20 protein-coding genes and 1 riboswitch are annotated in these 21,936 nt (G+C 70.4%); of the genes, 7 read left to right on the forward strand and 13 right to left on the reverse strand.

Going from position 1 to position 21,936, the window contains the following annotated elements; all coding sequences use genetic code 11:
* The first annotated feature begins 16 nt into the window (after window positions 1-16).
* The gene (locus tag QNO11_RS03255; RefSeq protein ID WP_257509299.1) at window positions 17-1,906 is read left to right on the forward strand and encodes a phosphoenolpyruvate carboxykinase (GTP); all 1,890 of its coding nucleotides are present in this window, start codon (window positions 17-19) and stop codon (window positions 1,904-1,906) included.
* A 32-nt stretch (window positions 1,907-1,938) separates the two neighbouring features.
* Here QNO11_RS03255 and QNO11_RS03260 read toward each other — a convergent pair whose 3' ends face one another.
* Both QNO11_RS03260 and QNO11_RS03265 read right to left on the reverse strand, forming a co-directional pair.
* Window positions 1,939-3,843, reverse strand: coding sequence for an ABC transporter ATP-binding protein (locus QNO11_RS03260; RefSeq protein ID WP_257509300.1), 1,905 nt, complete (start codon window positions 3,841-3,843; stop codon window positions 1,939-1,941).
* Between the two features lie 26 nt (window positions 3,844-3,869).
* Window positions 3,870-4,085, reverse strand: a complete 216-nt coding sequence (locus tag QNO11_RS03265; RefSeq protein WP_257509301.1) for an AsnC family protein — start codon at window positions 4,083-4,085, stop codon at window positions 3,870-3,872.
* 122 nt (window positions 4,086-4,207) lie between these two features.
* Here QNO11_RS03265 and QNO11_RS03270 point away from each other — a divergent pair, with 122 nt between their 5' ends.
* Genes QNO11_RS03270 through QNO11_RS03280 form a run of 3 tightly spaced genes read left to right on the forward strand, consistent with a single transcriptional unit; the run spans window position 4,208 to window position 6,878 of the window.
* A complete protein-coding gene (locus QNO11_RS03270; protein WP_257509302.1) occupies window positions 4,208-5,149 on the forward strand; it encodes an ABC transporter ATP-binding protein in 942 nt (313 codons plus the stop codon).
* Window positions 5,146-6,051, forward strand: a complete 906-nt coding sequence (locus QNO11_RS03275) for an ABC transporter permease (RefSeq protein WP_257509303.1) — start codon at window positions 5,146-5,148, stop codon at window positions 6,049-6,051. Before QNO11_RS03270 ends, QNO11_RS03275 begins: the two co-directional genes overlap by 4 nt.
* A complete protein-coding gene (locus QNO11_RS03280; protein WP_257509304.1) occupies window positions 6,048-6,878 on the forward strand; it encodes an ABC transporter permease in 831 nt (276 codons plus the stop codon). The genes QNO11_RS03275 and QNO11_RS03280 overlap by 4 nt, the downstream gene beginning before the upstream one ends.
* 66 nt (window positions 6,879-6,944) lie before the next feature.
* Here QNO11_RS03280 and QNO11_RS03285 read toward each other — a convergent pair whose 3' ends face one another.
* The 6 genes from QNO11_RS03285 to ribD all read right to left on the reverse strand — a co-directional run bounded on the left by QNO11_RS03285 (window position 6,945) and on the right by ribD (window position 12,441).
* Entirely contained in the window at window positions 6,945-8,393 is a 1,449-nt protein-coding gene (locus QNO11_RS03285; protein WP_257509305.1) for an MFS transporter, read from the reverse strand.
* A gap of 184 nt (window positions 8,394-8,577) precedes the next feature.
* A complete protein-coding gene (locus QNO11_RS03290; protein ID WP_257509306.1) occupies window positions 8,578-8,931 on the reverse strand; it encodes a Fe-S protein in 354 nt (117 codons plus the stop codon).
* Between the two features lie 51 nt (window positions 8,932-8,982).
* Complete coding sequence (gene ribH / locus QNO11_RS03295; RefSeq protein WP_257509307.1) at window positions 8,983-9,456, reverse strand: 6,7-dimethyl-8-ribityllumazine synthase; 474 nt, start codon at window positions 9,454-9,456, stop codon at window positions 8,983-8,985.
* On the reverse strand, window positions 9,453-10,730 hold the full coding sequence (gene ribA / locus QNO11_RS03300) for a GTP cyclohydrolase II (protein ID WP_257509308.1): 1,278 nt from the start codon (window positions 10,728-10,730) through the stop codon (window positions 9,453-9,455). The genes ribH and ribA overlap by 4 nt, the downstream gene beginning before the upstream one ends.
* On the reverse strand, window positions 10,727-11,371 hold the full coding sequence (locus QNO11_RS03305) for a riboflavin synthase (protein WP_257509309.1): 645 nt from the start codon (window positions 11,369-11,371) through the stop codon (window positions 10,727-10,729). Before QNO11_RS03305 ends, ribA begins: the two co-directional genes overlap by 4 nt.
* Window positions 11,371-12,441: a bifunctional diaminohydroxyphosphoribosylaminopyrimidine deaminase/5-amino-6-(5-phosphoribosylamino)uracil reductase RibD gene (ribD, locus tag QNO11_RS03310; RefSeq protein ID WP_285169690.1), complete on the reverse strand. Its 1,071-nt coding sequence runs from the start codon at window positions 12,439-12,441 to the stop codon at window positions 11,371-11,373. The genes QNO11_RS03305 and ribD overlap by 1 nt, the downstream gene beginning before the upstream one ends.
* Window positions 12,442-12,501: 60 nt before the next feature.
* Window positions 12,502-12,644: riboswitch (FMN riboswitch) on the reverse strand.
* 127 nt (window positions 12,645-12,771) lie between these two features.
* On the opposite strand from ribD, the gene QNO11_RS03315 reads away from it, so the two are divergent.
* Together QNO11_RS03315 and glpK are read left to right on the forward strand one after the other, a co-directional pair.
* Window positions 12,772-14,496 carry a glycerol-3-phosphate dehydrogenase/oxidase gene (locus QNO11_RS03315; RefSeq protein WP_257509311.1) on the forward strand — a complete coding sequence of 575 codons (1,725 nt, stop codon included), beginning with the start codon at window positions 12,772-12,774 and terminating at the stop codon, window positions 14,494-14,496.
* Window positions 14,481-16,019: a glycerol kinase GlpK gene (gene glpK, locus QNO11_RS03320; RefSeq protein WP_257509312.1), complete on the forward strand. Its 1,539-nt coding sequence runs from the start codon at window positions 14,481-14,483 to the stop codon at window positions 16,017-16,019. The genes QNO11_RS03315 and glpK overlap by 16 nt, the downstream gene beginning before the upstream one ends.
* Before the next feature lie 5 nt (window positions 16,020-16,024).
* On the opposite strand, the gene QNO11_RS03325 is transcribed toward glpK, so the two are convergent.
* Both QNO11_RS03325 and QNO11_RS03330 read right to left on the reverse strand, forming a co-directional pair.
* Window positions 16,025-16,900 (reverse strand): Fpg/Nei family DNA glycosylase, encoded by an 876-nt coding sequence (locus QNO11_RS03325; protein ID WP_257509313.1) that lies wholly within the window; start codon window positions 16,898-16,900, stop codon window positions 16,025-16,027.
* A 39-nt stretch (window positions 16,901-16,939) separates the two neighbouring features.
* Window positions 16,940-17,506: a GNAT family N-acetyltransferase gene (locus QNO11_RS03330; RefSeq protein ID WP_257509314.1), complete on the reverse strand. Its 567-nt coding sequence runs from the start codon at window positions 17,504-17,506 to the stop codon at window positions 16,940-16,942.
* A 310-nt stretch (window positions 17,507-17,816) separates the two neighbouring features.
* Between QNO11_RS03330 and QNO11_RS03335 the strand changes: the two genes are divergently transcribed.
* A complete protein-coding gene (locus QNO11_RS03335) occupies window positions 17,817-18,671 on the forward strand; it encodes a type IV toxin-antitoxin system AbiEi family antitoxin domain-containing protein (protein WP_257509315.1) in 855 nt (284 codons plus the stop codon).
* Window positions 18,672-18,740: 69 nt separating this feature from the next.
* Here the strand turns inward: QNO11_RS03335 and trpS are convergent, their stop codons facing one another.
* The 3 genes from trpS to QNO11_RS03350 are packed head-to-tail and all read right to left on the reverse strand — an operon-like array spanning window position 18,741 to window position 21,918.
* Window positions 18,741-19,745 (reverse strand): tryptophan--tRNA ligase, encoded by a 1,005-nt coding sequence (gene trpS, locus QNO11_RS03340; protein ID WP_257509316.1) that lies wholly within the window; start codon window positions 19,743-19,745, stop codon window positions 18,741-18,743.
* A gap of 46 nt (window positions 19,746-19,791) precedes the next feature.
* Window positions 19,792-20,640 (reverse strand): exodeoxyribonuclease III, encoded by an 849-nt coding sequence (locus QNO11_RS03345; protein ID WP_257509317.1) that lies wholly within the window; start codon window positions 20,638-20,640, stop codon window positions 19,792-19,794.
* A gap of 54 nt (window positions 20,641-20,694) precedes the next feature.
* Window positions 20,695-21,918, reverse strand: coding sequence for a YihY/virulence factor BrkB family protein (locus tag QNO11_RS03350; RefSeq protein ID WP_257509318.1), 1,224 nt, complete (start codon window positions 21,916-21,918; stop codon window positions 20,695-20,697).
* Window positions 21,919-21,936 lie beyond the last annotated feature (18 nt).

The following is a 21,936-nucleotide window of genomic DNA, read 5'->3' on the forward strand; positions in this document are numbered from 1 at the left end:
GCCTGAAGGAGACTCCATGGCCCTCGCCGACATCTTCACTCGCCCCGTCACCACGTCGCCCAAGCCGGGCCCGCGCGCGGTGGCATCCGGTGGTCGCCCGCAGCTGTCCGGGGAAGGTGCCGAAGCCCTGCTGACCTGGGTCGACGAGATCGCCGCGCTCACCCAGCCCGCCCGCATCCACTGGGTGGACGGGTCGCGCTCCGAGAACGACGCGCTGCTGCGCGGGATGGTCGACGAGGGCAAGCTCATCAAGCTCAACCCGGAGTGGCGACCGGGCTCGTACCTGGCCCGCTCCCACCCGAGCGACGTCGCCCGCACCGAGGGGCGAACCTTCATCGCGTCCGAGCGCGAAATCGACGCCGGGCCGACGAACAACTGGGTCGCCCCCGACGAGATCCGCGGCACCATCACGCCGCTGTTCGCCGGTTCCATGCGGGGGCGCACGATGTACGTCGTGCCGTTCTCGATGGGCGCCGTGGGCGGACCGCTCTCGCAGATCGGCGTGCAGATCACCGACAGCGCCTACGCCGTGGCATCCATCGGCATCATGACGCGCGTCGGGCGGGCGGTGCTGGACCAGATCGACGCCGGCAAGCCGTGGGTGAAGACCGTGCACTCGGTGGGCGCGCCGCTGGCGCCGGGCGAGGCGGATGTGGCCTGGCCGTGCAACGACGAGAAGTACATCGTGCACTTCCCCGACACCCTCGAGGTGTGGTCGTTCGGCTCCGGCTACGGCGGCAACGCGATCCTGGCGAAGAAGTGCTTCGCGCTGCGCATCGCCTCGGTGATCGGGCGCGACGAGGGCTGGCTGGCCGAGCACATGCTGCTCATCCGTGTGATCGACCCCAAGGGCAAGGCGTTCCACATCGCCGCGGCCTTCCCGTCGGCATGCGGCAAGACCAACCTCGCGATGCTGCGCCCCACGATCCCCGGCTACCGCGTGGAGACCCTCGGTGACGACATCACCTGGATCCGCCCCGGCGAGGACGGTCGGCTGTGGGCGATCAACCCCGAGGCCGGGTTCTTCGGCGTCGCGCCCGGCACGGGGGAGTCCACCAACGTCACCGCCGTGGAGACGCTGTGGGGCAACACGATCTTCACCAACGTGGCGCTGCGCCCCGACGGCGACGTGTGGTGGGAGGGGCTCACTGACGAGGCCCCCGCGCACCTGACCGACTGGGAGGGCAACCCGTGGACGCCTGATTCCGCCCGCCCCGCCGCCCATCCCAACTCCCGCTTCACCGTCTCGGCGAGCCAGTGCCCGCAGATCGCGCCCGACTGGGACGCCCCCGAGGGTGTCCCGCTGGACGCGATCCTGTTCGGCGGCCGACGGGCGACGAACATCCCGCTCGTGGTCGAGGCCACCGACTGGGCGCACGGGGTGTTCATGGGGTCGAACATCTCCTCCGAGCGCACCGCGGCCGCGGAGGGGACTGTCGGCGAACTGCGCCGCGACCCGTTCGCGATGCTGCCGTTCTGCGGGTACAACATGGCCGACTACTTCGGGCACTGGCTGAACGTGGGACAGAACCTGCGGTTCGACCGGGCGCCGCGGGTGTTCCAGGTCAACTGGTTCCGCAAGGGCAGCGACGGCCGGTTCCTCTGGCCCGGCTTCGGAGACAACTCCCGCGTCATCGACTGGATCATCCGCCGGGTGCAGGGCGAGGTACCCGCCGTGGACAGCCCGATCGGCCGGCTGCCGCGCATCGAGGACCTCGATCTCGACGGCATCGACGTGCCGCAGGCCGACCTCGACCAGCTGTTCTCGATCGATCCCGGTTCGTGGCTGCGCGAGACCCAGCTCACCGAGGAGTTCTACGACACCTTCGATGGGCGGGTGCCGGCGACGCTGTACGCCGAGCTCGCGGCGTTGCGCTACCGCCTGAAGCTCGCTCAGCCCGCCTGAGGCGGGTCGTCCCCGGTTTCGCGAGCAGCGGGTCAGACCAGCAGCTGGTGCTTCGCGAGGTCGCGGTACAGCGGCGTGGTCTCGACCAGCTCGGAGTGCGTACCCTGGCCGACGACCTCACCGTGGTCGATCACCACGATGTGGTCGCTGTCGACCACCGTCGACAGCCGGTGCGCGATCACGACGAGCGTGCGGCCGGTCGCGACGGCGTCGAAGGCCTCGCGCATGCGCTGCTCGTTGATCCCGTCCAGCGACGAGGTCGACTCGTCCAGCAGCAGGATCGGGGGAGCCGCCAGCAGCGCCCGGGCGATCGCGAGCCGCTGACGCTCGCCGCCGGAGAGCATCACGCCCGCCTCGCCGACCGGGGCGTCCAGCCCCAGCGGGCTGCGCTCGAGCACATCGCCGAGGTTCACGTCCCGCAGCACGCGCTCGCATTCGGCGTCGGATGCCGCGGGCGAGGCCAGTCGCAGGTTCTCGGCGATCGTACCGGCGAGCGTGGGGGCGTCCTGCTCCACGTAGCCGAGCTGGGCGCGCAGTTCGTCGCGGGGGAGCGTGCGGATGTCGCGCCCCTGCAGCAGGATCGCGCCGCCGGTGGGGTCGTAGAACCGCTCGATCAGCGCGAGCGTCGTGCTCTTGCCGGCGCCGGACGGTCCGACCAGAGCGACGCGGGCACCGGCGGGCACCGTGAACGACACGCCCCGCAGCACGTCGTCGTCGCGGGTCGGCTCATCGGCCACCGCGACGGCGGCAGCGTCGACGTGCGCGTCGGCGAGCGTCTTCATCGCCTCCGTCTCGGCGGTGCGGCGGGCGGCGACGACGGCCTCGGGGTAGCGGAACCGCACGTCGCGGAACTCGATCGCGGGGACGACGCGCGCGGCATCCGCCGCTGCGGGGGCGGCCACGGCCGCGGCGATCACGGCGTCGTCGGCCGATTCGGTCGGCAGGTCCAGCACCTCCTGGATGCGCCCGAGGGCTCCCAGTGCCTGGTTGACCGAGCTGATCGCGCCGAAGAACGACCCCAGCGGCCCCACCAGGAAGAACAGGAACATGACGAAGGTCACGAGGTCCGCGATGGAGATCGCGCCCGATGCCACGCGGAACCCGCCCACCCCGAGCACGACCAGCAGCGACACCTGCAGGGCGACACCGGCGACGGGGACCACCAGCGCCGACGCCTTCGCGACGTTGACGCCGGCGTCGTACGCACCGCGCGCGGTCTCACCGATCGCCTGCTGCTCGCGGTCGGCGGCGCCGGCGGCGCGGATGGTGCGGATGGAACCGATGGCGCGCTCCACGCCGGAGGCCAGCTCGCCGACCTTCTCCTGCTGTGCCTGCGTCGCGGTGCGGATGCGGCCGCTGAGCAGGCCCACGACCGTCGCCGAGATCCCGATCACCACGAGGATCAGCAGCAGCAGGACCGGGTCGATGATCGCCATCGCCGCGATCGCGCCGACGAAGATGAGCACCCCGCCGAGCGAATCGGCCAGGCCCTGCGTGAGCACGGCGTACAGCAGGGTCGTGTCGGTGCCCACGCGCGAGACGAGGTCACCGGTGCGGCGGGCGTCGAACTCGCTCACCGGCAGGTGCAGCAGCCGGGCGATCAGGCGTTTGCGACTGGAGTAGACCACCGCGGTACCCGTGCGCTGCAGCAGGTAGTGCTGCCAGCCGCCGATGAGCGAGGATGCCACGACCAGCCCGATCAGCAGCCAGACCAGCATCCCGAGCATCTCGCCGGCCTGCACGCGTTCGATGACCTGACCCACGACGAGCGGCTGCCCGAGGGTCGCGAGCGCCTCGAGCACGCTCAGGATCGCGACGACGACGAGCACGCCCTTGTGTTCCAGCAGGAACGGCAGCAGTTGCTTGAGGCTGGCGCGGGGGCCGTCCTGCGCGGCCTTGCGGCCGCGGCGGGCGCGGGAGGAGGTGGGAGAGGACATGGGTGATACCTCGTTCATGCGGGGGGTTACCTTCGACCGTACTTCTTGTGCACTGCCTGCCGGCTCACACCGAGGGCGGCGGCGATCGCCTGCCACGAGAAGCCCAGGTTGCGGGCACGGCGCACCTGCGTCTCCTCGGCGCGGGAGAGCTCCCGGCGCACTTCGGCGAGCCGGTGCAGCTCGGCGATGGGTTCGCGCTCGCCGGGAGTGCCCACCAGCGTGCGGATCTCGTCTGCGCCCATGCGCGCCTCCTTCGTGACGCGTCAACCATAGTTGACGCTGCCAGGGAGTGTCAATGTATGTTGACGCACCGGTGGTCGCGACCCCCCGCGCCGGTGTCCGACGACGGCGCTACTGTGGGGCGGTGCCTGCACCGGTCATCTCCGCCCACAACCTCGTCAAGGCCTACAAGGTCAAGGCAAAGCCCGACTTCCTCGCCGTCGACGGGCTGTCGTTCGAGGTCGCGCCCGGGGAGTCGTTCGGCCTTCTCGGTCCCAACGGCGCGGGCAAGTCGACGACGATGAAGATGATCGGCGCGGTCTCCACCCGCACCAGCGGCGACCTGCAGATCCTGGGCCTGGACCCCGACCGGTATGGGCCGGAGATCCGCTCGCGCCTGGGTGTTGTCCCGCAGCAGGACAATCTCGACGGCGAGCTGAACGCCCGCGAGAACCTCTACATCTACGGCCGCTACTTCGGTCTGCCCGGCAAGGTGTGCGCGCAGAAGGCCGACGAGCTGCTGGCGTTCGCGCAGCTGCAGGAGAAGGCCAAGAGCAAGGTCGACCAGCTCTCCGGCGGCATGAAGCGGCGCCTGACCATCGCCCGCGGGCTGATCAACGACCCGCGGATCCTGCTGCTGGACGAACCGACGACGGGCCTGGACCCGCAGGCGCGCCATGTGCTCTGGGACCGGCTGTTCCGGCTGAAGGAGCGCGGCACCACGCTCGTGCTCACCACCCACTACATGGACGAGGCCGAGCAGCTGTGCGACCGCCTCATCGTCGTGGACAACGGCCGCATCATGGCCGAGGGGACGCCATCCTCGCTCATCCGCGAGCACTCCTCGCGGGAGGTGCTCGAGGTGCGCTTCGGCTCGGCGCGCAACGAGCAGGTCGCCGCGGAGCTCCACGGCATCGGCGAGCGGGTCGAGGTGCTGCCCGACCGCATCCTGATCTACGCCCACGACGGCGAGGCGGCGCTGGAGCGGGTGAGCGCCCTCGGCCTGCAGCCGATCACGAGCCTGGTGCGTCGCTCGTCGCTGGAAGACGTGTTCCTGCGGCTGACGGGAAGGTCGCTGATCGAATGACGCACCCACGCGATGCCACCTCGCCGCAGCCCGGGGCGGCGTCACCGGCGCACCCGTCGCCGGACGAGCTGCGCGCCGAAGCGATGGCATGGGGGCGCAAGCCCCGCACCCGCGGCTCCTGGTACGTCACCGAGCACATGGTGCGGGCGATGCGCGCCTACGGCTGGACGATCGTCGTCGGCGCGCTGGGGCAGCCGATCATCTACCTGCTGGGCCTGGGCGTGGGCCTGGCCGCACTCATCCAGGCGCCCGTCGACGATGCCGGAGTGCAGGTGTCCTACCTGCTGTTCGTCGCCCCCGCGCTGCTGATGACCGCGGCCATCGCGGTGGCCTCGGAGGAGTTCACCTACCCGGTGATGGCGGGCTTCAAGTGGCGTCGCTATTTCTACGGGTTCAACGCCTCCCCGCTCTCGCCGGCGCAGATCGCCAACGGCGTCATCGTCGGCGCTTCGGCTCGCATGCTGGTCGGGGTCGCGGCGTACTACGGATTCATCTGGATCTTCTTCGCCGCGTTCGGCGGCGGCGTGCCCCACCCGGCGACCGCGTGGCTCTCGATCGTCCTCGGCGTGCTGGCGGGCGTGGCCTTCGGCATCCCGCTCATGGCGTATGCGGCATCCATCGAAGACGACAAGGGGCAGTTCGCCCTCGTGCAGCGGTTCATCTTCATGCCGATGTTTCTGTTCTCGGGCACCTTCTATCCGCTGTCGAACCTGCCCGACTGGCTGGAGTGGATCGGCTGGGTCTCCCCGCTGTGGCACGCCACCCAGGCAGGGCGCATCCTCACCTACGGCGCCCCCGAGCAGCTGCCGGCGGTGCTGGGGCATACCGCCTACCTGCTGGTGCTCGCCGCGATCGGCTACGCGCTGGCGCGCGGCATCTTCGAACGGCGGCTGGCGAAATGACGCTCACGACCGTCGACACCGCCACCGCACCCCACCGGCGCGGGGGAGTGCGGGCGCTGTGGGCGGGAAACCCGCAGGCCGTCGTGCAGCGCGGTCTCATCGCGGCGCGCTCGTCGAGCTGGATCGTGGTGCTCTCGGGATTCTTCGAGCCGGTGTTCTACCTCGCCTCGATGGGCATCGGGCTCGGCTCGCTCATCGGCGACGTGCAGACGAGCGCCGGGGTCTCGGTGTCGTACGCCGCTTTCATCGCACCGGCCCTCCTGGCGGTGTCGGCGATGAACGGCGCGATCTACGACTCCACCTGGAACGTGTTCTTCAAGCTCAACTACGGCAAGCTCTACGAGGGGATGCTGGCGACCTCGCTCGGGCCGCTGGATGTCGCCCTGGGCGAGATCCTCTACGCCCTGCTGCGGGGGCTGCTGTACGCCACCGGGTTCCTCATCATCATGCAGATCCTGGGGCTCAACCTCGCCCCCACGGCGATCCTCGCGATCCCGGCGGTGCTGCTGATCGCCTTCGGGTTCGCGAGCCTGGGGATGGCGATCACCAGCTACATGAAGACGTTCCAGCACATGGACTGGATCAACTTCGTGCTGCTGCCGATGTTCCTCTTCTCCTCCACGCTGTACCCGATCACGGTGTACCCCGAGGTGGTGCAGCGGATCGTCATGGCCTTTCCGCTCTGGCACGGCGTGGAGCTCATCCGCGGCTTCACCACCGGGGTGATGAGTCCGGACATGGGGTGGCACATCCTGTATTACGTCGTCATGATCGCCGTCGGCCTGGTGCTCACCACCAAGCGGCTGCGCGTGCTGTTCCTCGACTGAGCACGCCGGAAACGACGGATGCCGCGGGGCGTGAACCCCGCGGCATCCGACTCGTCCGGTTGTCGACTACAGCGAACCGGTGACGCCGAGACCGATGTTCGTCTCGTACTCGACGTCCTTCGTCTCCTTCGACAGCACCAGCGCGACGAGCGTCAGCACGCTCATCGCGGTGAGGTACACGCCGACGAGCCACGGCTGGCCATCGGCGGCCGCCCACAGCGCCACCGCGACGATGGGCGCCAGTGCCGCGCCCAGGATCGAGGACACGTTGTAGGAGATCGCCGAGCCGGTGTAGCGGACGTTCGTCGGGAAGAGCTCCGGCAGCACGGCGCCCATAGGGCCGAAGGTGGCTCCCATGAGCATGAACCCGAGGATGAGGAACGCCTGCGTGAGGGCGCCGGTGAACTTCGGGTCCGCGTACGGGGTGAGGAACACGTTGAACAGCAGACCGAACACGGCGATCGCGGCGGTCACCCAGATGAGCAGCTTGCGCCGGCCGATGGAGTCCGCCACCGGGCCCGACAGCAGGGTGAAGATGCCGAAGAAGACCACGCCGATGATCTGCATGATGACGAAGTCGGTGTATCCGAATCCGAGACCGGGAACGTAGGAGGCGGCGTCGAACGCCTGGCCGGCGGCCACGGCGGCAGCGGCGGCGCCCTCGGCGGTCGCCTTGGTGCCGTAGGACAGGGTGAAGCTCGTCATCAGGTAGAACAGCACATACGTCGCCAGCATGATGAACGTGCCGAGGATGAGCGGCCGCCAGTGCCGGCGGATGACCTCACCCAGCGGGAACTTGCGGATCGCGCCGGTCTTCTCCGCCTTGGCGAACGTCTCGGACTCGACGAGCTTCAGACGCACCCACAGACCCACGATCACCATGACCGCGGAGAACAGGAACGGCACCCGCCAGCCCCACTCGAGGAACGCGTCGGAGCGCTGGGAGGGGCCGTCGGGGTGCGGCAGGGTGAAGTTGATGACCAGGAAGATGCCGTTGGCGATGATGAATCCGATCGGCGCACCCAGCTGCGGGAACGTCCCGTACCAGGCGCGCTTGCCCTTGGGGGCGTTCTCGGTGGCCACGAGCGCCGCGCCGGACCATTCGCCGCCGAGGGCGAAGCCCTGCGCGAGCCGCAGGATCAGCAGGAGCAGCGCCGCCCACCATCCGATGTTCTGGTAGGTGGGAAGGAGCCCGATGATGAAGGTCGCGATGCCCATCGTGAGCAGCGACGCGACGAGAGTCGCCTTGCGGCCGAAGCGGTCGCCGAAGTGGCCGAAGATGACGGCACCGATGGGCCGGGCCACCATCGCGGCGCCGAAGACGGCGAACGACGACAGCAGGGCGGTGGTCTCATCGCCGGTCGGGAAGAACAGGGCGGGGAAGACCAGGACGGCGGCGGTGGCGTAGACGTAGAAGTCGTAGAACTCGATCGTCGTGCCGACCAGGCTCGCGGCGATGACGCGCGAGCGGGGGTTGGCGGGAGCGGGGGTGGTTGCCGCGGGTGCTGAGGACATGAAGTGGAAGCCTGTCAAAGAGTGGGAAGCAGTCCTTGTGGGACGTTCCGGTGGCAGGCGTCCGGAGCAGGGGTGGTGCGGCGGGCGTCGCAGCGCTGGTTCACCGGGGCGGCCGCCCAGGGCGGCCGCGCAGGCAACTATCCTATGCCGACGCCGGGCGCAGCGCCCGGCGTCGGCGGCGGGATCAGCGCCAGATGACGGCGATCCCCGCGTTGAGGAGCGTCAGCACACCGACCGACCAGAACATGACCGTCGGCACGGAGCCGGTCTTGCGCTGGCGGCCCGTGCCGATGCCGAGCAAGGCGCCGATGATCAGCAGCACGACGAGCTTGGTGCCGATCTTGGCGTAGTTCAGGTCGTAGTCGATGCCCCACGGGGCGGCCAGAGCGAGCCCTGCGACCGCGGCGATCGTCATGCCGATCGTCATCAGCCGAGTGAAGCGGCGGCGGCCGCCGAAGGCCTCCACGGCCCAGGCGCCGAAGAGGACCGCGAATCCGGTCAGGTGAACGAGGAGCACGACGTGGCGCAGGGTTTCCATGCGCTCAGTCTAGTCCGACCTTCAGTGGTGCTGATGGTGCGGCGGTACGGGTCAGCGGCGCAGGTCGCGCAGCACCAGGGCGGTGCGCAGCGCGGCATCCGCCGCCTCGGCGCCCTTGTCCTCCCGGGAGCCGGGCAGTCCCGCACGATCCAGCCCCTGCTGCTCGTCCTCGAGGGTGAGCACCCCGAAACCCACCGGCTTGCCGGTGTCCAGTGCCACCCGGGTGAGCCCGTCGGTGGCTGCGGCGGAGATGTACTCGAAGTGGGGCGTGCCGCCGCGGATGATGACGCCGAGGGCGACCGCCGCGTCGGCGCCGGACTCCAGCGCCGCCTTGGCCACGACGGCCAGTTCGAACGCGCCGGGCACCCGCACCAGGGACCAGCTGGCGCCGGACGCGTCGAGCGTGCGCTGCGCGCCGGCGATGAGGCCGTCGGTGATCGCGTCGTGCCAGCTGCCGGCGACGACGACGACACGGATGCCGGCGGCGTCGATCGCTGCGGACTGCGGGGAACCGGTGCCGCTCATGCGCTGGCCTCCTTCGTGCGTGCCAGCGCGCCGTCGAGGTCGGCGGAGGCGATCGTGTGGCCCATGCGCTCGGCCTTGGTGGTGAGGTACTGGTGGTTGTTGGGGCCGACCCCCACCAGAAGCGGCACCTGTTCGACGACGTTCAGGCCCAGGGTCTGCAGCTGGGCGACCTTGTCGGTGTTGTTGGTCAGCAGTCGGATCCGCTCCACGCCGAGGTCGGCGAGGATGCCGGCAGCGGCGGCGTAGTCGCGGGCATCGGCCGGCAGCCCCAGCGCGAGGTTCGCGTCGACGGTGTCCAGCCCGGTCTCCTGCAGAGAGTAGGCGCGCAACTTGTTGATCAGGCCGATGCCGCGACCTTCGTGGCCGCGCATGTAGACCACGACGCCGCCCTCCTGCTCGATCGCGTCCAGCGCGGCATCCAGCTGGGGGCCGCACTCGCACTTGAGCGAGCCGAGCGCCTCACCGGTGAGGCACTCCGAGTGCACGCGCACCAGCGGGGCGTCGGCGGTGAGGTCGCCGGAGACGATCGCGAGGTGGTCGGTGCCGGTGACCCGGTCCTTGTAGGCGAGGAAGCGGAACGTGCCGTGGGAGGTGGGAACGTGTGACTCCGCCCGCAGGCTCACGCGCCGCTTGTGGACGGTGGGGCTGCCGCCGTCGGGGAGCGGCTCGTGCTCGTCGAGGTAGGCGACCAGCTGCTCGATCGTGATGACGTGCAGTCCGTCGCGCTCGCCCAGCTCCATCAGGCCGGGCAGCCGCATCATCGAGCCGTCCTCGGCGACGATCTCGCAGATCGCCGCGACCGGCGCCAGTCCTGCCAGGCGCATGAGTTCGACGGATGCCTCGGTGTGACCGCCGCGCTCGCGCACGCCGCCGTCCACCGCGCGCAGCGGCAGGATGTGCCCGGGGCGGATGACACTGGCCGGGGTGGCGGTGGGGTCGGCCAGCACGTTGAGGGTGCGCGAGCGGTCGCTCGCGCTGATGCCCGTGGTCACCCGATCGGCGGCATCCACGCTGACGGTGTAGGCCGTGCCGCGAGCGTCCTCGTTGACCTCCACCATCGGGGGCAGGTCCAGCCGGTCGGCCCACTCGCCGGGCATCGGCGCGCAGATGAAGCCGCTGGAGTGGCGCACCGTCCAGGCGATCCATTCGGGGGTGGCCAGCTGTGCCGAGATGACGACGTCGCCCTCGTTCTCACGGTTCTCGTCGTCGGCGACGATGACGGGTCGGCCGGCACGCAGCGCCTCGAGGGCTTCGGGGATGGTGGCAAGGCTCATCGGGAGCCTCCTTCGTTTCGGACCGCCGCGGCGGTCGGGGGGAATGCGAGCAGGCGCTGCACGTGGCGCGCGAGGATGTCGGTTTCGAGGTTGACGCGGTCGCCGGGCGCGAGGGCGCCGAGGGTCGTGGCGGTGAGGGTCTCGGGAATGAGTGACACCTCGAACCACGGCTCGGTGGCGTCGGGCGCGCTCACGGCGCTGACGGTGAGCGAGACGCCGTCCACCGTCATGGACCCCTTGTCCACGACGAGGGGTGCAAGCTCGGGGGCCAGGCCGATGCGCAACACGCGCCACTGCTGGCCGGGGCGCACCTGAAGCACCTCGCCGGTGCCGTCGATGTGGCCCTGCACGATGTGTCCGCCCAGACGCCCGTGAGCGGCCATCGCCCGTTCGACGTTCACCCGCGTGCCGACGACGGCCCCGCCCAGTGTGGACATGTCCAGCGTCTGCTTCATGACGTCGGCGGTAAACGCGTCGCCGTCGCGGTCCACGACCGTCAGGCACACCCCGCCGATCGAGATCGAGTCGCCGTGCGCGGCATCCGACACCGCCAGCGGCGCGCGCACGGTCAGCCGCACGCCGTCGCCCGATGCCGCGATGGCGGCGATCTCGCCCTGTTCCTCCACGATTCCGGTGAACATCAACGGGTTCCTTCCTGTGGTTCATTCCGCACGGCGTGCGGGGTGGCGACGATCAGGAGGTCGTCGCCGAGTCGTTCGATGGATGCCACGTCGAGCCGGTGCTGCTGGGTGATGTCGGCCACACCGAGTTCGCCCAGGGCCAGCCTCGGTCCGCCGATGAGGGTCGGTGCGACGTAGACGAGGAGTTCGTCGGCCAGGCCCGCCCGCAGGAATGCGCTCGCGATCGTCGGGCCGCCCTCGATGAACACGCGGTGCACGCCGAGTCCGCGCAGCTCCGCCAGCAGCGAGCCGTCGGGGTCGCCCCACTCGTCGAAGAGGCGACTGCCGTCGCGGTGCAGCACGGGGCGAGGATGCTGCCGCACGCGGGCGTCGTCGGGGATCCAGCGCGCCCCCAGCACGACCGGCATCGGCTGGTGCTCGTACAGCGTGCCGTCGGGGCGGCGGGCGGTGAGGGCGGGGTCGTCGGCCAGCAGCGTGCCGGTGCCGACGACGATCGCGTCGGCACCGGCACGCCGGCGGTGCACGTCTTCGCGTGCGGCCGGTCCGGTGATCCACTGGCTCGTGCCGTCGGCGGCGGCGGCGCGGCCGTCGAGGGACTGCGCCCACTTGACCGTCACGTGGGGCCTGCCCAGCCGCTGTACCGTGAGCCAGGAATCCAGCAGCGCCCGGCCCTCGTCGGAAAGCACGCCGGCTTCGACCTCGACGCCGGCCGCGGCCAGGCGCGCGGCGCCACCGGAGGATGCCTCGCCGGGGTCGGCGACGGCGTAGACGACGCGGGCGACGCCCGCGGCGATGAGGGCCGCGGCGCACGGCCCGGTGCGACCGGTGTGGTTGCAGGGCTCCAGCGTGACCACGGCGGTCGCGCCCCGGGCGGCGCCGGGGGCGAGTTTGCGCAGCGCATCCACCTCGGCGTGGTCTGTGCCGGCGCCGCGGTGCCAGCCTTCGGCCAGCACCGTCCCGTCGGGGGACAGCAGCACGGCGCCCACCTGCGGGTTCACCCCGCGGGGGCCGCGCACGGCCAGCGCCAGCGCACGGCGCATGGCGTCGCGTTCGCGGTCTGTCGCGGTCATCCGTCGTCCTCCGGTAAGAACTCCGGGGGTGGACTGCCGTCGACGACGCGCGTGGCGTCGTTCGTGCTGCCTCCCATCCGGACTAGCGACATCTGTCGCATCACCGTCGGTCCCGGAATTTCACCGGGTCAACCCTTGCCGTAAGGCGCGGGCTCGCGGACTGTCACCGCCGGTTCGGATTCTCACCGACCCCGGAGCACGTAATTGCTCTCGAGTCTAGTCAAACGCGGCATCCGGTGGATCATTCCCGTGCATATTTCTCGCTTGAGTCGTGTCTGCGGCCGGAGCATGACAGGGTGGAATCAGCGAACGCGAGGGAGAGCCGCACGGATGCCGACTGCCGACGAGAACCCCGGATTTGCGGCGCTCGCCGCCCGAGCACATGCGGATGTCCTCATCCTGGGCGGTGGCATCAACGGCCTCGCGGCGTTCCGGGACCTCGCGATGCAGGGCGTCGATGTCGCCCTGGTCGAGCGCGCCGACTATGTCAGCGGCGCCTCGGCGGCCTCCTCGCACATGATCCATGGCGGGGTGCGCTACCTCGAGAACGGGGAGTTCCGCCTGGTGCATGAGGCGGTCACCGAGCGCAACGCGCTGCTGAAGGATGCACCGCACTACGTGCGACCGCTGCAGACGACGATCCCGATCTTCTCCACCTTCTCGGGGCTCCTCTCGGCGCCGCTGCGTTTCCTGCGCCACGGCAAGGGCAAGCCGCGGGAGCGCGGGGCCGCGCTGATCAAGATCGGCCTGGTCATCTACGACTCGTTCTCGCGTGGCGGGGGGCAGGTTCCCCGGCACACCTTCTACGGTCGCAAGCGGTCACTTCGACAGCTGCCCGAGCTGAACCCGCGGGTGAAGTACACCGCCACGTACTGGGATGCCTCGGTGCACGACCCGGAACGACTCGCGATCGACGTGCTGCGCGACGGCATCAGCGCCGGCGGTGACCGTGCCCGCGCGGCCAATTACACCGCCGCGGTGGGAGCCGCCGGCGGCGGCATCGTGCTGCGCGACGAGGGGAGCGGGGCGGAGACGGTCTTCACGGCATCCGTCGTCGTCAACGCCACCGGCCCCTGGGTGGATCTCACGAACGCCGCGCTGGGGGACCGGGCACCGCGGATGGGCGGTACCAAGGGCTCGCACATCGTCGTCGACAGCCCCGAGTTGCTGGCGGCCACCGGCGGCCGGGAGCTTTTCTTCGAGAACGAGGACGGCCGCATCGTCCTGATCTACCCGTTGCAGGGTCGGGTGCTCATCGGCACCACCGACCTCGAGCACGACATGCGCGAACCTGCCGTGTGTACCGAGGCGGAGGTGGACTACTTCATCGATCTCGTGGCCCAGGTGCTCCCGAGCGTCCGCGTCGACCGCTCGCACATCGTCTACCGCTTCTCCGGCGTGCGACCGCTGCCCCGCCACGACGAAGTCGCGCCCGGATTCGTCTCCCGCGACTACCGCATCGACGCCACTCGCATCGACGGGACCCCGGCAGTGGTGCTCAGCCTCGTCGGCGGCAAGTGGACCACATTCCGCGCCTCCGCCGAGCGCCTCGCCGACACCGTGCTGACCCACCTCGGCGTCCCGCGGCGGCGCTCCACCAAGAGCGTTGCGATCGGGGGTGGCCAGGGGTTCCCGGCGACCCAGCGCGCCCGCGTGCAGTGGGTCGCCGACCACACCGGGGCGCTGCCGACCGCGCGGGTGGATAGGCTGCTCTCCCGCTACGGCACCGTCGCGACGGAGGTGATCGCCGCCATCGTCGGCGACCCGGGCGACGCACCGCTCACCTTGGCGCCGCAGTACAGTTCGGCGGAACTGCGCCATGTGGCCGCCACCGAGCACGTGCGTCACCTGGACGACGTGCTGATGCGCCGCACGAGCCTGGCGTTCATCGGCGCCGTCACACCGGACGCGGCGCGCGAAGTGGCCGAGGTCATCGCCCCGGTCCTCGGGTGGGACGATGCACGTGTGCGGCACGAGATCGACCGGGGACTGCGCGCCGTGCGCGCGGCAGAGCCGGCACCCGAGAACGAGGAGACGCCGTGGCCGACCACGTGATCGCGATCGACCAGGGAACGACGTCCACCCGGGCCATCGTGTTCGACTCGACGGGCAGCATCGTCACGACAGCGCAGCGCGAACACGCGCAGATCTTCCCGCGTGCCGGGTGGGTCGAGCACGACCCGATGGAGATCTGGACCAACACCGAGTGGGTGCTGTCTTCGACGATGTCGCGTGCCGGCCTGAGCGCCGGGGACATCGCCGCGATCGGCATCACGAATCAGCGCGAGACCGCGATGCTGTGGGATCGCCGCACCGGCCGCCCCGTCGCCAACGCGATCGTGTGGCAGGACACCCGCACACAGCCGCGCATCGACCAGCTGGCGGCGCAGTCGGACGCCGGCAGCCAGCGCTTCGCGGAGCAGACCGGGCTGCCGCTGGCGACCTATTTCTCGGCGTCGAAGATCGCCTGGATCCTCGACAACGTCCCCGGGGTGCGCGCCGCCGCGGAAGCCGGCGACGTGATGTTCGGCACCCCGGACACCTGGCTCATCTGGAACCTCACCGGCGGCAGCCGGGGCGGCATCCACGTCACCGACGTCACCAACGCCAGCCGCACCCTGCTGATGGACCTGCGCACGCTCGACTGGTCCGACGAACTGCTGGCGGTGTGGGACATCCCGCGTGGCATCCTCCCCGAGATCCGCTCGTCGTCCGAAGTGGTCGGCGAGGTCTCGGTGCCCGGGATCGCCCGTGGCGTGCGCATCGCCGGCATCCTCGGCGACCAGCAGGCGGCGACCTTCGGGCAGGCCGCGTTCGACGCGGGGGAGTCGAAGAACACCTACGGCACCGGCAACTTCCTGCTGGTGAACACCGGCACCGAGCTGGTCCGATCGCAGCACGGCCTCATCACCACCGTCGCCTACCGGTGCGGGGAGGAACCCGCGCGGTACGCGCTGGAGGGCTCCATCGCGGTGACGGGGTCGCTCGTGCAGTGGCTGCGCGACAACCTCGGCCTCATCCAGCGGTCCAAGGACATCGAGGCGCTCGCGGCATCCGTCGACGACAACGGCGGGGCGTATTTCGTGCCCGCCTTCTCGGGGCTGTTCGCCCCGTATTGGCGGCCCGACGCGCGCGGCGCCCTGGTCGGAATGACCCGCTACGTCACGCGAGGGCACATCGCCCGGGCCGCGCTGGAATCCACCGCGTTCCAGACCCGTGACATCGTCGAGGCCGTCGCCGCCGACACCGGGGTCGCCCCGGACGAGTTGCGGGTGGACGGCGGCATGACCCGCAACGACTTGCTGATGCAGTTCCAGGCCGACATCCTGGGCATCCCGGTGGTGCGTCCGCGGGTCGTGGAGACCACCGCGCTGGGTGCGGCGTACGCGGCAGGGCTCGCCACCGGCGTGTGGACGGGGCGCGACCGGCTGCGGGAGCACTGGCGCGAAGACGTGCGCTTCGAGCCGCGGATGGAGCCCGACGAGCGCGAGCGCCGCTATCGGCTCTGGCGCAAAGCGGTGACGAAGTCGTTCGACTGGGTCGACGACGACGCGCGCATCCTCATGGACACCGTGTAGCGGCGCTACTTCAGCAGTCGGGAGAGCCGGCGATCGGCGAGGATCTTGCCGCCGGTCTGGCAGGTGGGGCAGTACTCCAGCGAGTTGTCGGCGAAGAACACCGACCGCACCTCGTCGCCGCACACCGGGCAGGCTTCGCCCCGCCGGCCGTGCACCTGCATGCCGCGGCGTTTGGCGTCCTTCAGATCGGCGGGGGGCTTGCCGGATGCCGTCGCGACGGCATCCGCGATCGTCTCCCGCAGCGCAGTGTAGAGCCGGTCGATCTCGGCGTCGTCGAGGCCTGCGGCCAGGGCGTACGGCGAGATGTGAGCGGCGTGCAGGATCTCGTCGGAGTAGGCGTTGCCCACGCCCGCGATGATCGACTGGTCGCGCAGCACGCCCTTGATCTGGGTGCGCCGGCCGGCGAGCAGGGCGGCGAACGCGTCGCGGTCGAAACCGCGGCCGAGCGGGTCGGGCCCCAGCCGGGCGATGCCGGGAACATCGTCGGGGGTGCGGACGACGTACACCGCGAGGGACTTCTTGGTGCCGGCCTCGGTGAGGTCGAAACCGGAGCCGTCATCGAAGGCGACGCGCAGCGCGATCGGGGTGCGGCCGGGCTTGATGACGGTCGCCGGCAGCGCGTCGTACCAGCGCAACCAGCCGGCCTTGGCCAGGTGGAACACCAGGTGCAGCGGGTCGCCGGCCTCGGTGCGGGCGGTGAGGTCGACGAACTTGCCGTGGCGGCGGGCGTCGAGGATCTGAGCGCCCTTGAGCGCCTCCACCGGCGGGTCGTACGTCTTCAGGGCAGCGATGTTCGCGACCGTCGCACGGGTGATGTGCAGCGCCGCGGCGCGCGCATCGAGGAAGTCGACGAGTCCCTGTACCTCGGGCATCTCCGGCATACCGGCATCCTGGCACGAACCGGCGACCTCGGGGTCAGGTCAGACCGAGAGGATCGGCCAATCCGCGGGGGAGCGGTCGTCGGTGGGCAGCAGACCGGCGACCCAGCCGTCGTCCCGCCCGCGCGGGTTCACCAGCTTCTGGCGCATCGTGCCCTCGTAGCGGAAGCCGAGGGTGCGCGCCGTGCGGGCCGAGGGGATGTTGCCGACAATCGCCTGCCACTCGATGCGCTTGAGATCCAGCGGTTCCGCGGCGAACGCGAAGTCGATCACGGCGCGGGCTGCCTCAGTCAGGTAGCCGTTCGCGCGTGCGTGCGCGGCCAGCCAGAACCCGATCTCGGCGTCGCCGCCGACGTGCAGGTGCTGCAGGCCGATCATCCCGATCCACGCGCCGTCGAGTCGGATGGCCCAGGTCAGCTCGGTCTCGGCAGCCCACCACTGCGCGGCCTTGGCGATGAAGTCATCGGCGTGCGCGCGCTCGTACGGGAAGGGCAGCGTCGTCCACCGCGGGACCTCAGGGTCCTGCGCGGCGGCCGTGATCGCGTCGGCATCCGCCTCCGTCGGGATCGACAGCTCGAGCCGAGCCGTGCGGAGGGTCACAGTTTGCATCCCTCGAGCCTAACCGCGCCCCGTCCCTACCCCCGCCCCACCCCCGCCGTGCACAACGTCGGCAATTCACCCCGTCCCCGCCTCGAGCATGCCGTTCCGGAGAGTCTCAGGGCCGGTTTAGCGACGTTGTGCACGCGCCGGGCGGGAGACCCCAGCATCCCGGCGCCTCCTCCCCAGCCAGGGACACGCGGGGATTGTCCCCGATCCGGCAGTTCGGCACGCCCATCGTCGCCCGGACCGGTCCACCATCGGGACGATGTACAACCACCGTCTTGCAGCCGCAGAGTCCCCACCCGCCCCACCGTCAGATGTGGCTGTCACCATCCGATACGCGGAACTGCGCGCGCAGGGCGCCACGCACCGCCGGATCGAAGCCGCCGTCGCCGCCGGCGACTTGATCCGCGTGCGTCGCGGGGTCTACGTCGGCGCGCTCTGCCCACCCGCCGCCCTGGCCGCTGCGCGCCACGGCGGACGGGTCGACTGCCTCACGCTGTTGGCGAGTCTGCGAATCTTCGTCCTGGCGAACCGGGTCCTCCACGTGCAGATGGACTACGGATCCACGCGTGTCCCCGCGCGTAGCGATCGTGTCGTGCGGCACTGGCGCTCCACCGTCGCGCACCCGGCCGCGCTCATGGCCCCGATGATCGAGGCGCTGGCTCAGGCGTGCCGGTGCCAATCGCCGAGGGCGGCCATCGCCACACTCGACAGTGCCTGGCACTTGGGGTTCGTGGACGAAGCGGGGATCGCTGAGGTCTTCCGACTTCTGCCGCATCGGTTCGCCGTCCTGCGTGCGCTGGTGGACCGACGTTCCGAGTCGGGCCCGGAGACGTTCATGCGCCTGCTGCTGCGTGCACAGGGTTGGCATGTGGATGTGCAGGTCCAGATCCGCGGGGTGGGGCGGGTGGACCTCGTCGTCAACGGGTGGCTCATCATCGAGTGCGACAGCGAAGCATTCCACGGCGACTGGGAGACGGGAAAGCGGGATCGTCGACGCGATCTGCAGGCAGCGCGACAGGGCTATGTCACGCTGCGCCCCATCGCTGAGGACATCCTGTTCCGAACCGACGAGGTGCTCGCGGCCATCCGCGACGCCGTTGCCCACCATGACCAGCGCGTGCACAACGTCGCCAATCCGCTGCGCCGCGGCGGCAACGGCATCCGCTGAGGCTCACTACCGCGCCGATTGGCGACGTTGTGCACGCTCGCGGCGGCGCCAGGCGCCGGGCGCGCGGGGTCAGACGCGGCGGAGCAGGCCCATCTTGTCGTACACGTCGCCGAGGGTGCGGTCGGCGACCTCGTCAGCACGCGCGGCGTTGGCGGCGAGCACGCGGTCCAGCTCGGCCGGGTCGTCCAGCAGCTCCAGGGCGCGCTCGCGCACCGGAGCGAACTCGGCGACCACGGCCTCGGCGAGACCCTTCTTGAAGTCGCCGTATCCGCGCCCGGCGTACTCGTCCTCGATCGAGGGGATCTGGCGACCGGTCACGGCGGCGTAGATGACCAGCAGGTTCGACACTCCCGGCTTGCTCTCGCGGTCGAAGCGCACCGAGCCCTCACTGTCGGTGACGGCGCGCATGACCTTCTTCACGGTGACCGCCGGGTCATCCAGCAGCCACAGCACACCGGCATCGGACTCCGCCGACTTCGACATCTTGGCGGTCGGGTTCTGCAGATCGAAGATGCGCGCGGTGTCCTTCTGGATGACCGGCATCGGCACCTGGAACGTCTGGCCGTAGCGCGAATTGAACCGCTCCGCGAGATCGCGCGTCAGCTCGACGTGCTGCTTCTGGTCATCGCCGACCGGCACGATGTTGGTCTGGTACAGGAGGATGTCCGCGGCCATCAGCACCGGGTAGGTGAACAGGCCGACCGAGGTCGCATCGGCGCCGTAGCGCTGCGACTTGTCCTTGAACTGCGTCATGCGACCGGCCTCGCCGAAGCCGGTGATGGTGGACAGGATCCACGCCAGCTCGGTGTGCGCCCGCACGTGCGACTGCACGTACAGGGTCGATCGCGACGGCTCGATGCCGGCGGCGATGTACTGCGCCGCGGTGCGACGGGTCTTCTCGCGCAGCTCCGCGGGGTCGTTCGGCTGGGTCAGCGCGTGCAGGTCCACGACGGAGAAGAACGCCTCATACGACTCCTGCAGGTCGCGCCACTGCATGAGCGCCCCGATGTAGTTGCCGATCTGAAGGGAGTCGGCGGAGGGCTGCATTCCGGAGTAGAGACGGGGTCTGGTCACCCGTCCAGTCTATTGAGCGGATGCCGCGGCCCCCGCCGCGCCCGCATCACGCCCCGATCGTGTAATCAGCGATGACCGGCGCGTGGTCGCTCCAGCGCGTGTCCCACGACGGCGCCCGCACCACGCGGTAGTCCACGACCCGTCCGCCCAGGGCAGGGGAGGCGAGGTGATAGTCGATGCGCCAGCCGGTGTCGGTGTCGAAAGCCTTGCCGCGGTTGGACCACCACGTGTAGGGCCCGTCGACTTCGCCGTGGAACGTGCGCCCCACGTCGACCCAGCCGAGGCCCGTGCCGGTGGAGCCGTCGACGCACGTCACGGTCTGGCCCGCCCCTGCGGTGAACCGGTCGAAGTACGCCCGCTCGCGGGGGAGGAACCCGGCCTTCTTGATGTTGCCCTTCCAGTTGCGGATGTCCAGCTCGCGGTGCCCGACGTTGAGATCACCGGTGATGACAGCGAGCGATCCATCGGATGCCAGCTGCGGCATACGAGCCTCCATCGCGTCGAGGAAGGCATACTTGGCCACCTGCTTGTCGGTGTCGGCCGCGCCGGTGAAGACGTACGCGCTGACGACGGTGACCTGCTCGCCGTCGACGTCGATCTCCGCCTCGACCCAGCGTCCCTGGGAATCCAGCGTGTCGTCGCCCAGGTCGGTACGCCACACCTCCAGCGGGGAGCGGGCGGCGATGGCCACCCCCGCGCGGCCCTTGGCGAGGGCTTCGTCGTTGACGACGTGCCAGCCGGGCAGGGCGGCGGCGAGATCGGATGCCTCGGCGCGCACCTCCTGCAGCGTCAGGATGTCGACGCCGGCCGATTCCAGCCAGGGTTGCATGCCCTTTCGGGCGGCGGCACGGATGCCATTGACGTTGACGGAGGCGATGCGAAGCGTTCGGGGCACGACGAAAAGCCTAACCAGCGCCGCCGACGCCGAACGCGCGACCGACCCCCGGCGTCAGCCCAGCCGCCGCCCGCCCGCGCGCGCCGCAGTAAGCCCCGCCTGCGCGTCGTCCAGCGCCTGCTCCGCCTCGCGCACCTCCCGCTCGGCGCGCCAGGCGCGCCACACCTGCCACCACCGCGCCCGTTCGCGTTCGGCCAGGGCCGCGCGCAGTCGCTGCTCCGCCCCCACCACGAGGGCGTGGGCCTCGGCGACGCGGCGTTCGTGCTCCGAGGCGGGGCCCAGCGGAATGTCGCGATCGGCGGCGACGACGGCGATCCACGACGCCGCCACCAGGATCACGATCGCAATCAGACGGAACCACACCAGGAACGCGATGAACACCGAGAACGTCGCCAGCAGTGGGTTGGACGGGGTGTACACCAGCAGCAGCCCGGCGCTGATCTGCAACACGCCGATGGCCGCCCCGCCCAGCAGGGCGCCGGGCCAGATCGTCGGCCACGGAGCGGCCGCACCGGCGAGGAAGCGGAACAGCAGCGCCAGCGCGGTGGAGTTGATCGCGAACGCGACGAGGATCGACAGCACCCGCCCCAGCACGTACAGCCACTCCGACGAGTCGGCCCAGCCGAGCAGGTGGAACAGCAGGTCGACGGCGCCGGATGCCACCGCGCCCAGCCCCGCGCCCAGCAGCAGTGCGATGCCGAACAGCACCGCCGCGACGAAGTCACGCGCCTTCAGCAGCACGTACCCGCGGCCGTCGAAGGGGAGCCCGAAGATATCGCGCACGGCCCGGCGGGTGAAGGTCACGAACCCGATCGCCGTCCACACCGCGACCAGGAATGCCGCTGCGCCGGTGACGGCCAGCGCGCCGGTGCTGGACTGGGCGACGTCGGTGACCTCCTTCGGTGAGATCGGGCCGGTGTCGGAGATGAGGTCGGGGATGTAGGAGTTGACGACCGAGATGACGGCCTGGACAGCCTCGGTGCTGCCGCCGAGCCAGACCCCGGCGATCGCGAACGCGACGTACACCACCGCGAACATCGCGAACAGCGACTGGTAGCTGATGCTCGCCGCCAGCAGGAATCCGTTGCTGCGCAGGAAGTGCCGCCACACCCGCACCGGGAACCACGCCATCGTGCGCCGGGTCAGCGCCGTGGCGTGCTCGATCGGCTCGTCGAAGCGTTGCCGCAGCGATGACTGCGTGCTCTCCCAGCGTGCGCGCCAGTTCTCGTCCGGCTCGCGCGCGGCGCCCGGAGGCGGATCGGGACGGTCGACGCTCACGCGTCAACAGTAGCGAGG

The sequence above is a fragment of the Microbacterium sp. zg-B96 genome, from assembly GCF_030246865.1.
In the GTDB taxonomy this organism is placed as follows: Bacteria; Actinomycetota; Actinomycetes; order Actinomycetales; family Microbacteriaceae; genus Microbacterium.

Excerpts from the sequence above, each read along its gene's own strand:
- QNO11_RS03325 (WP_257509313.1), bottom strand. The coding sequence starts at position 16,900 with ATGCCGGAGATGCCCGAGGTACAGGGACTCGTCGACTTCCTCGATGCG.
- ribH (WP_257509307.1), bottom strand. The coding sequence starts at position 9,456 with ATGAGCGGCACCGGTTCCCCGCAGTCCGCAGCGATCGACGCCGCCGGC.
- QNO11_RS03305 (WP_257509309.1), bottom strand. The coding sequence starts at position 11,371 with ATGTTCACCGGAATCGTGGAGGAACAGGGCGAGATCGCCGCCATCGCG.
- ribA (WP_257509308.1), bottom strand. The coding sequence starts at position 10,730 with ATGAGCCTTGCCACCATCCCCGAAGCCCTCGAGGCGCTGCGTGCCGGC.
- QNO11_RS03280 (WP_257509304.1), top strand. The coding sequence starts at position 6,048 with ATGACGCTCACGACCGTCGACACCGCCACCGCACCCCACCGGCGCGGG.
- QNO11_RS03255 (WP_257509299.1), top strand. The coding sequence starts at position 17 with ATGGCCCTCGCCGACATCTTCACTCGCCCCGTCACCACGTCGCCCAAG.
- ribD (WP_285169690.1), bottom strand. The coding sequence starts at position 12,441 with ATGACCGCGACAGACCGCGAACGCGACGCCATGCGCCGTGCGCTGGCG.
- QNO11_RS03290 (WP_257509306.1), bottom strand. The coding sequence starts at position 8,931 with ATGGAAACCCTGCGCCACGTCGTGCTCCTCGTTCACCTGACCGGATTC.
- QNO11_RS03260 (WP_257509300.1), bottom strand. The coding sequence starts at position 3,843 with ATGTCCTCTCCCACCTCCTCCCGCGCCCGCCGCGGCCGCAAGGCCGCG.
- QNO11_RS03315 (WP_257509311.1), top strand. The coding sequence starts at position 12,772 with ATGCCGACTGCCGACGAGAACCCCGGATTTGCGGCGCTCGCCGCCCGA.
- QNO11_RS03285 (WP_257509305.1), bottom strand. The coding sequence starts at position 8,393 with ATGTCCTCAGCACCCGCGGCAACCACCCCCGCTCCCGCCAACCCCCGC.
- QNO11_RS03265 (WP_257509301.1), bottom strand. The coding sequence starts at position 4,085 with ATGGGCGCAGACGAGATCCGCACGCTGGTGGGCACTCCCGGCGAGCGC.
- QNO11_RS03275 (WP_257509303.1), top strand. The coding sequence starts at position 5,146 with ATGACGCACCCACGCGATGCCACCTCGCCGCAGCCCGGGGCGGCGTCA.
- QNO11_RS03330 (WP_257509314.1), bottom strand. The coding sequence starts at position 17,506 with ATGCAAACTGTGACCCTCCGCACGGCTCGGCTCGAGCTGTCGATCCCG.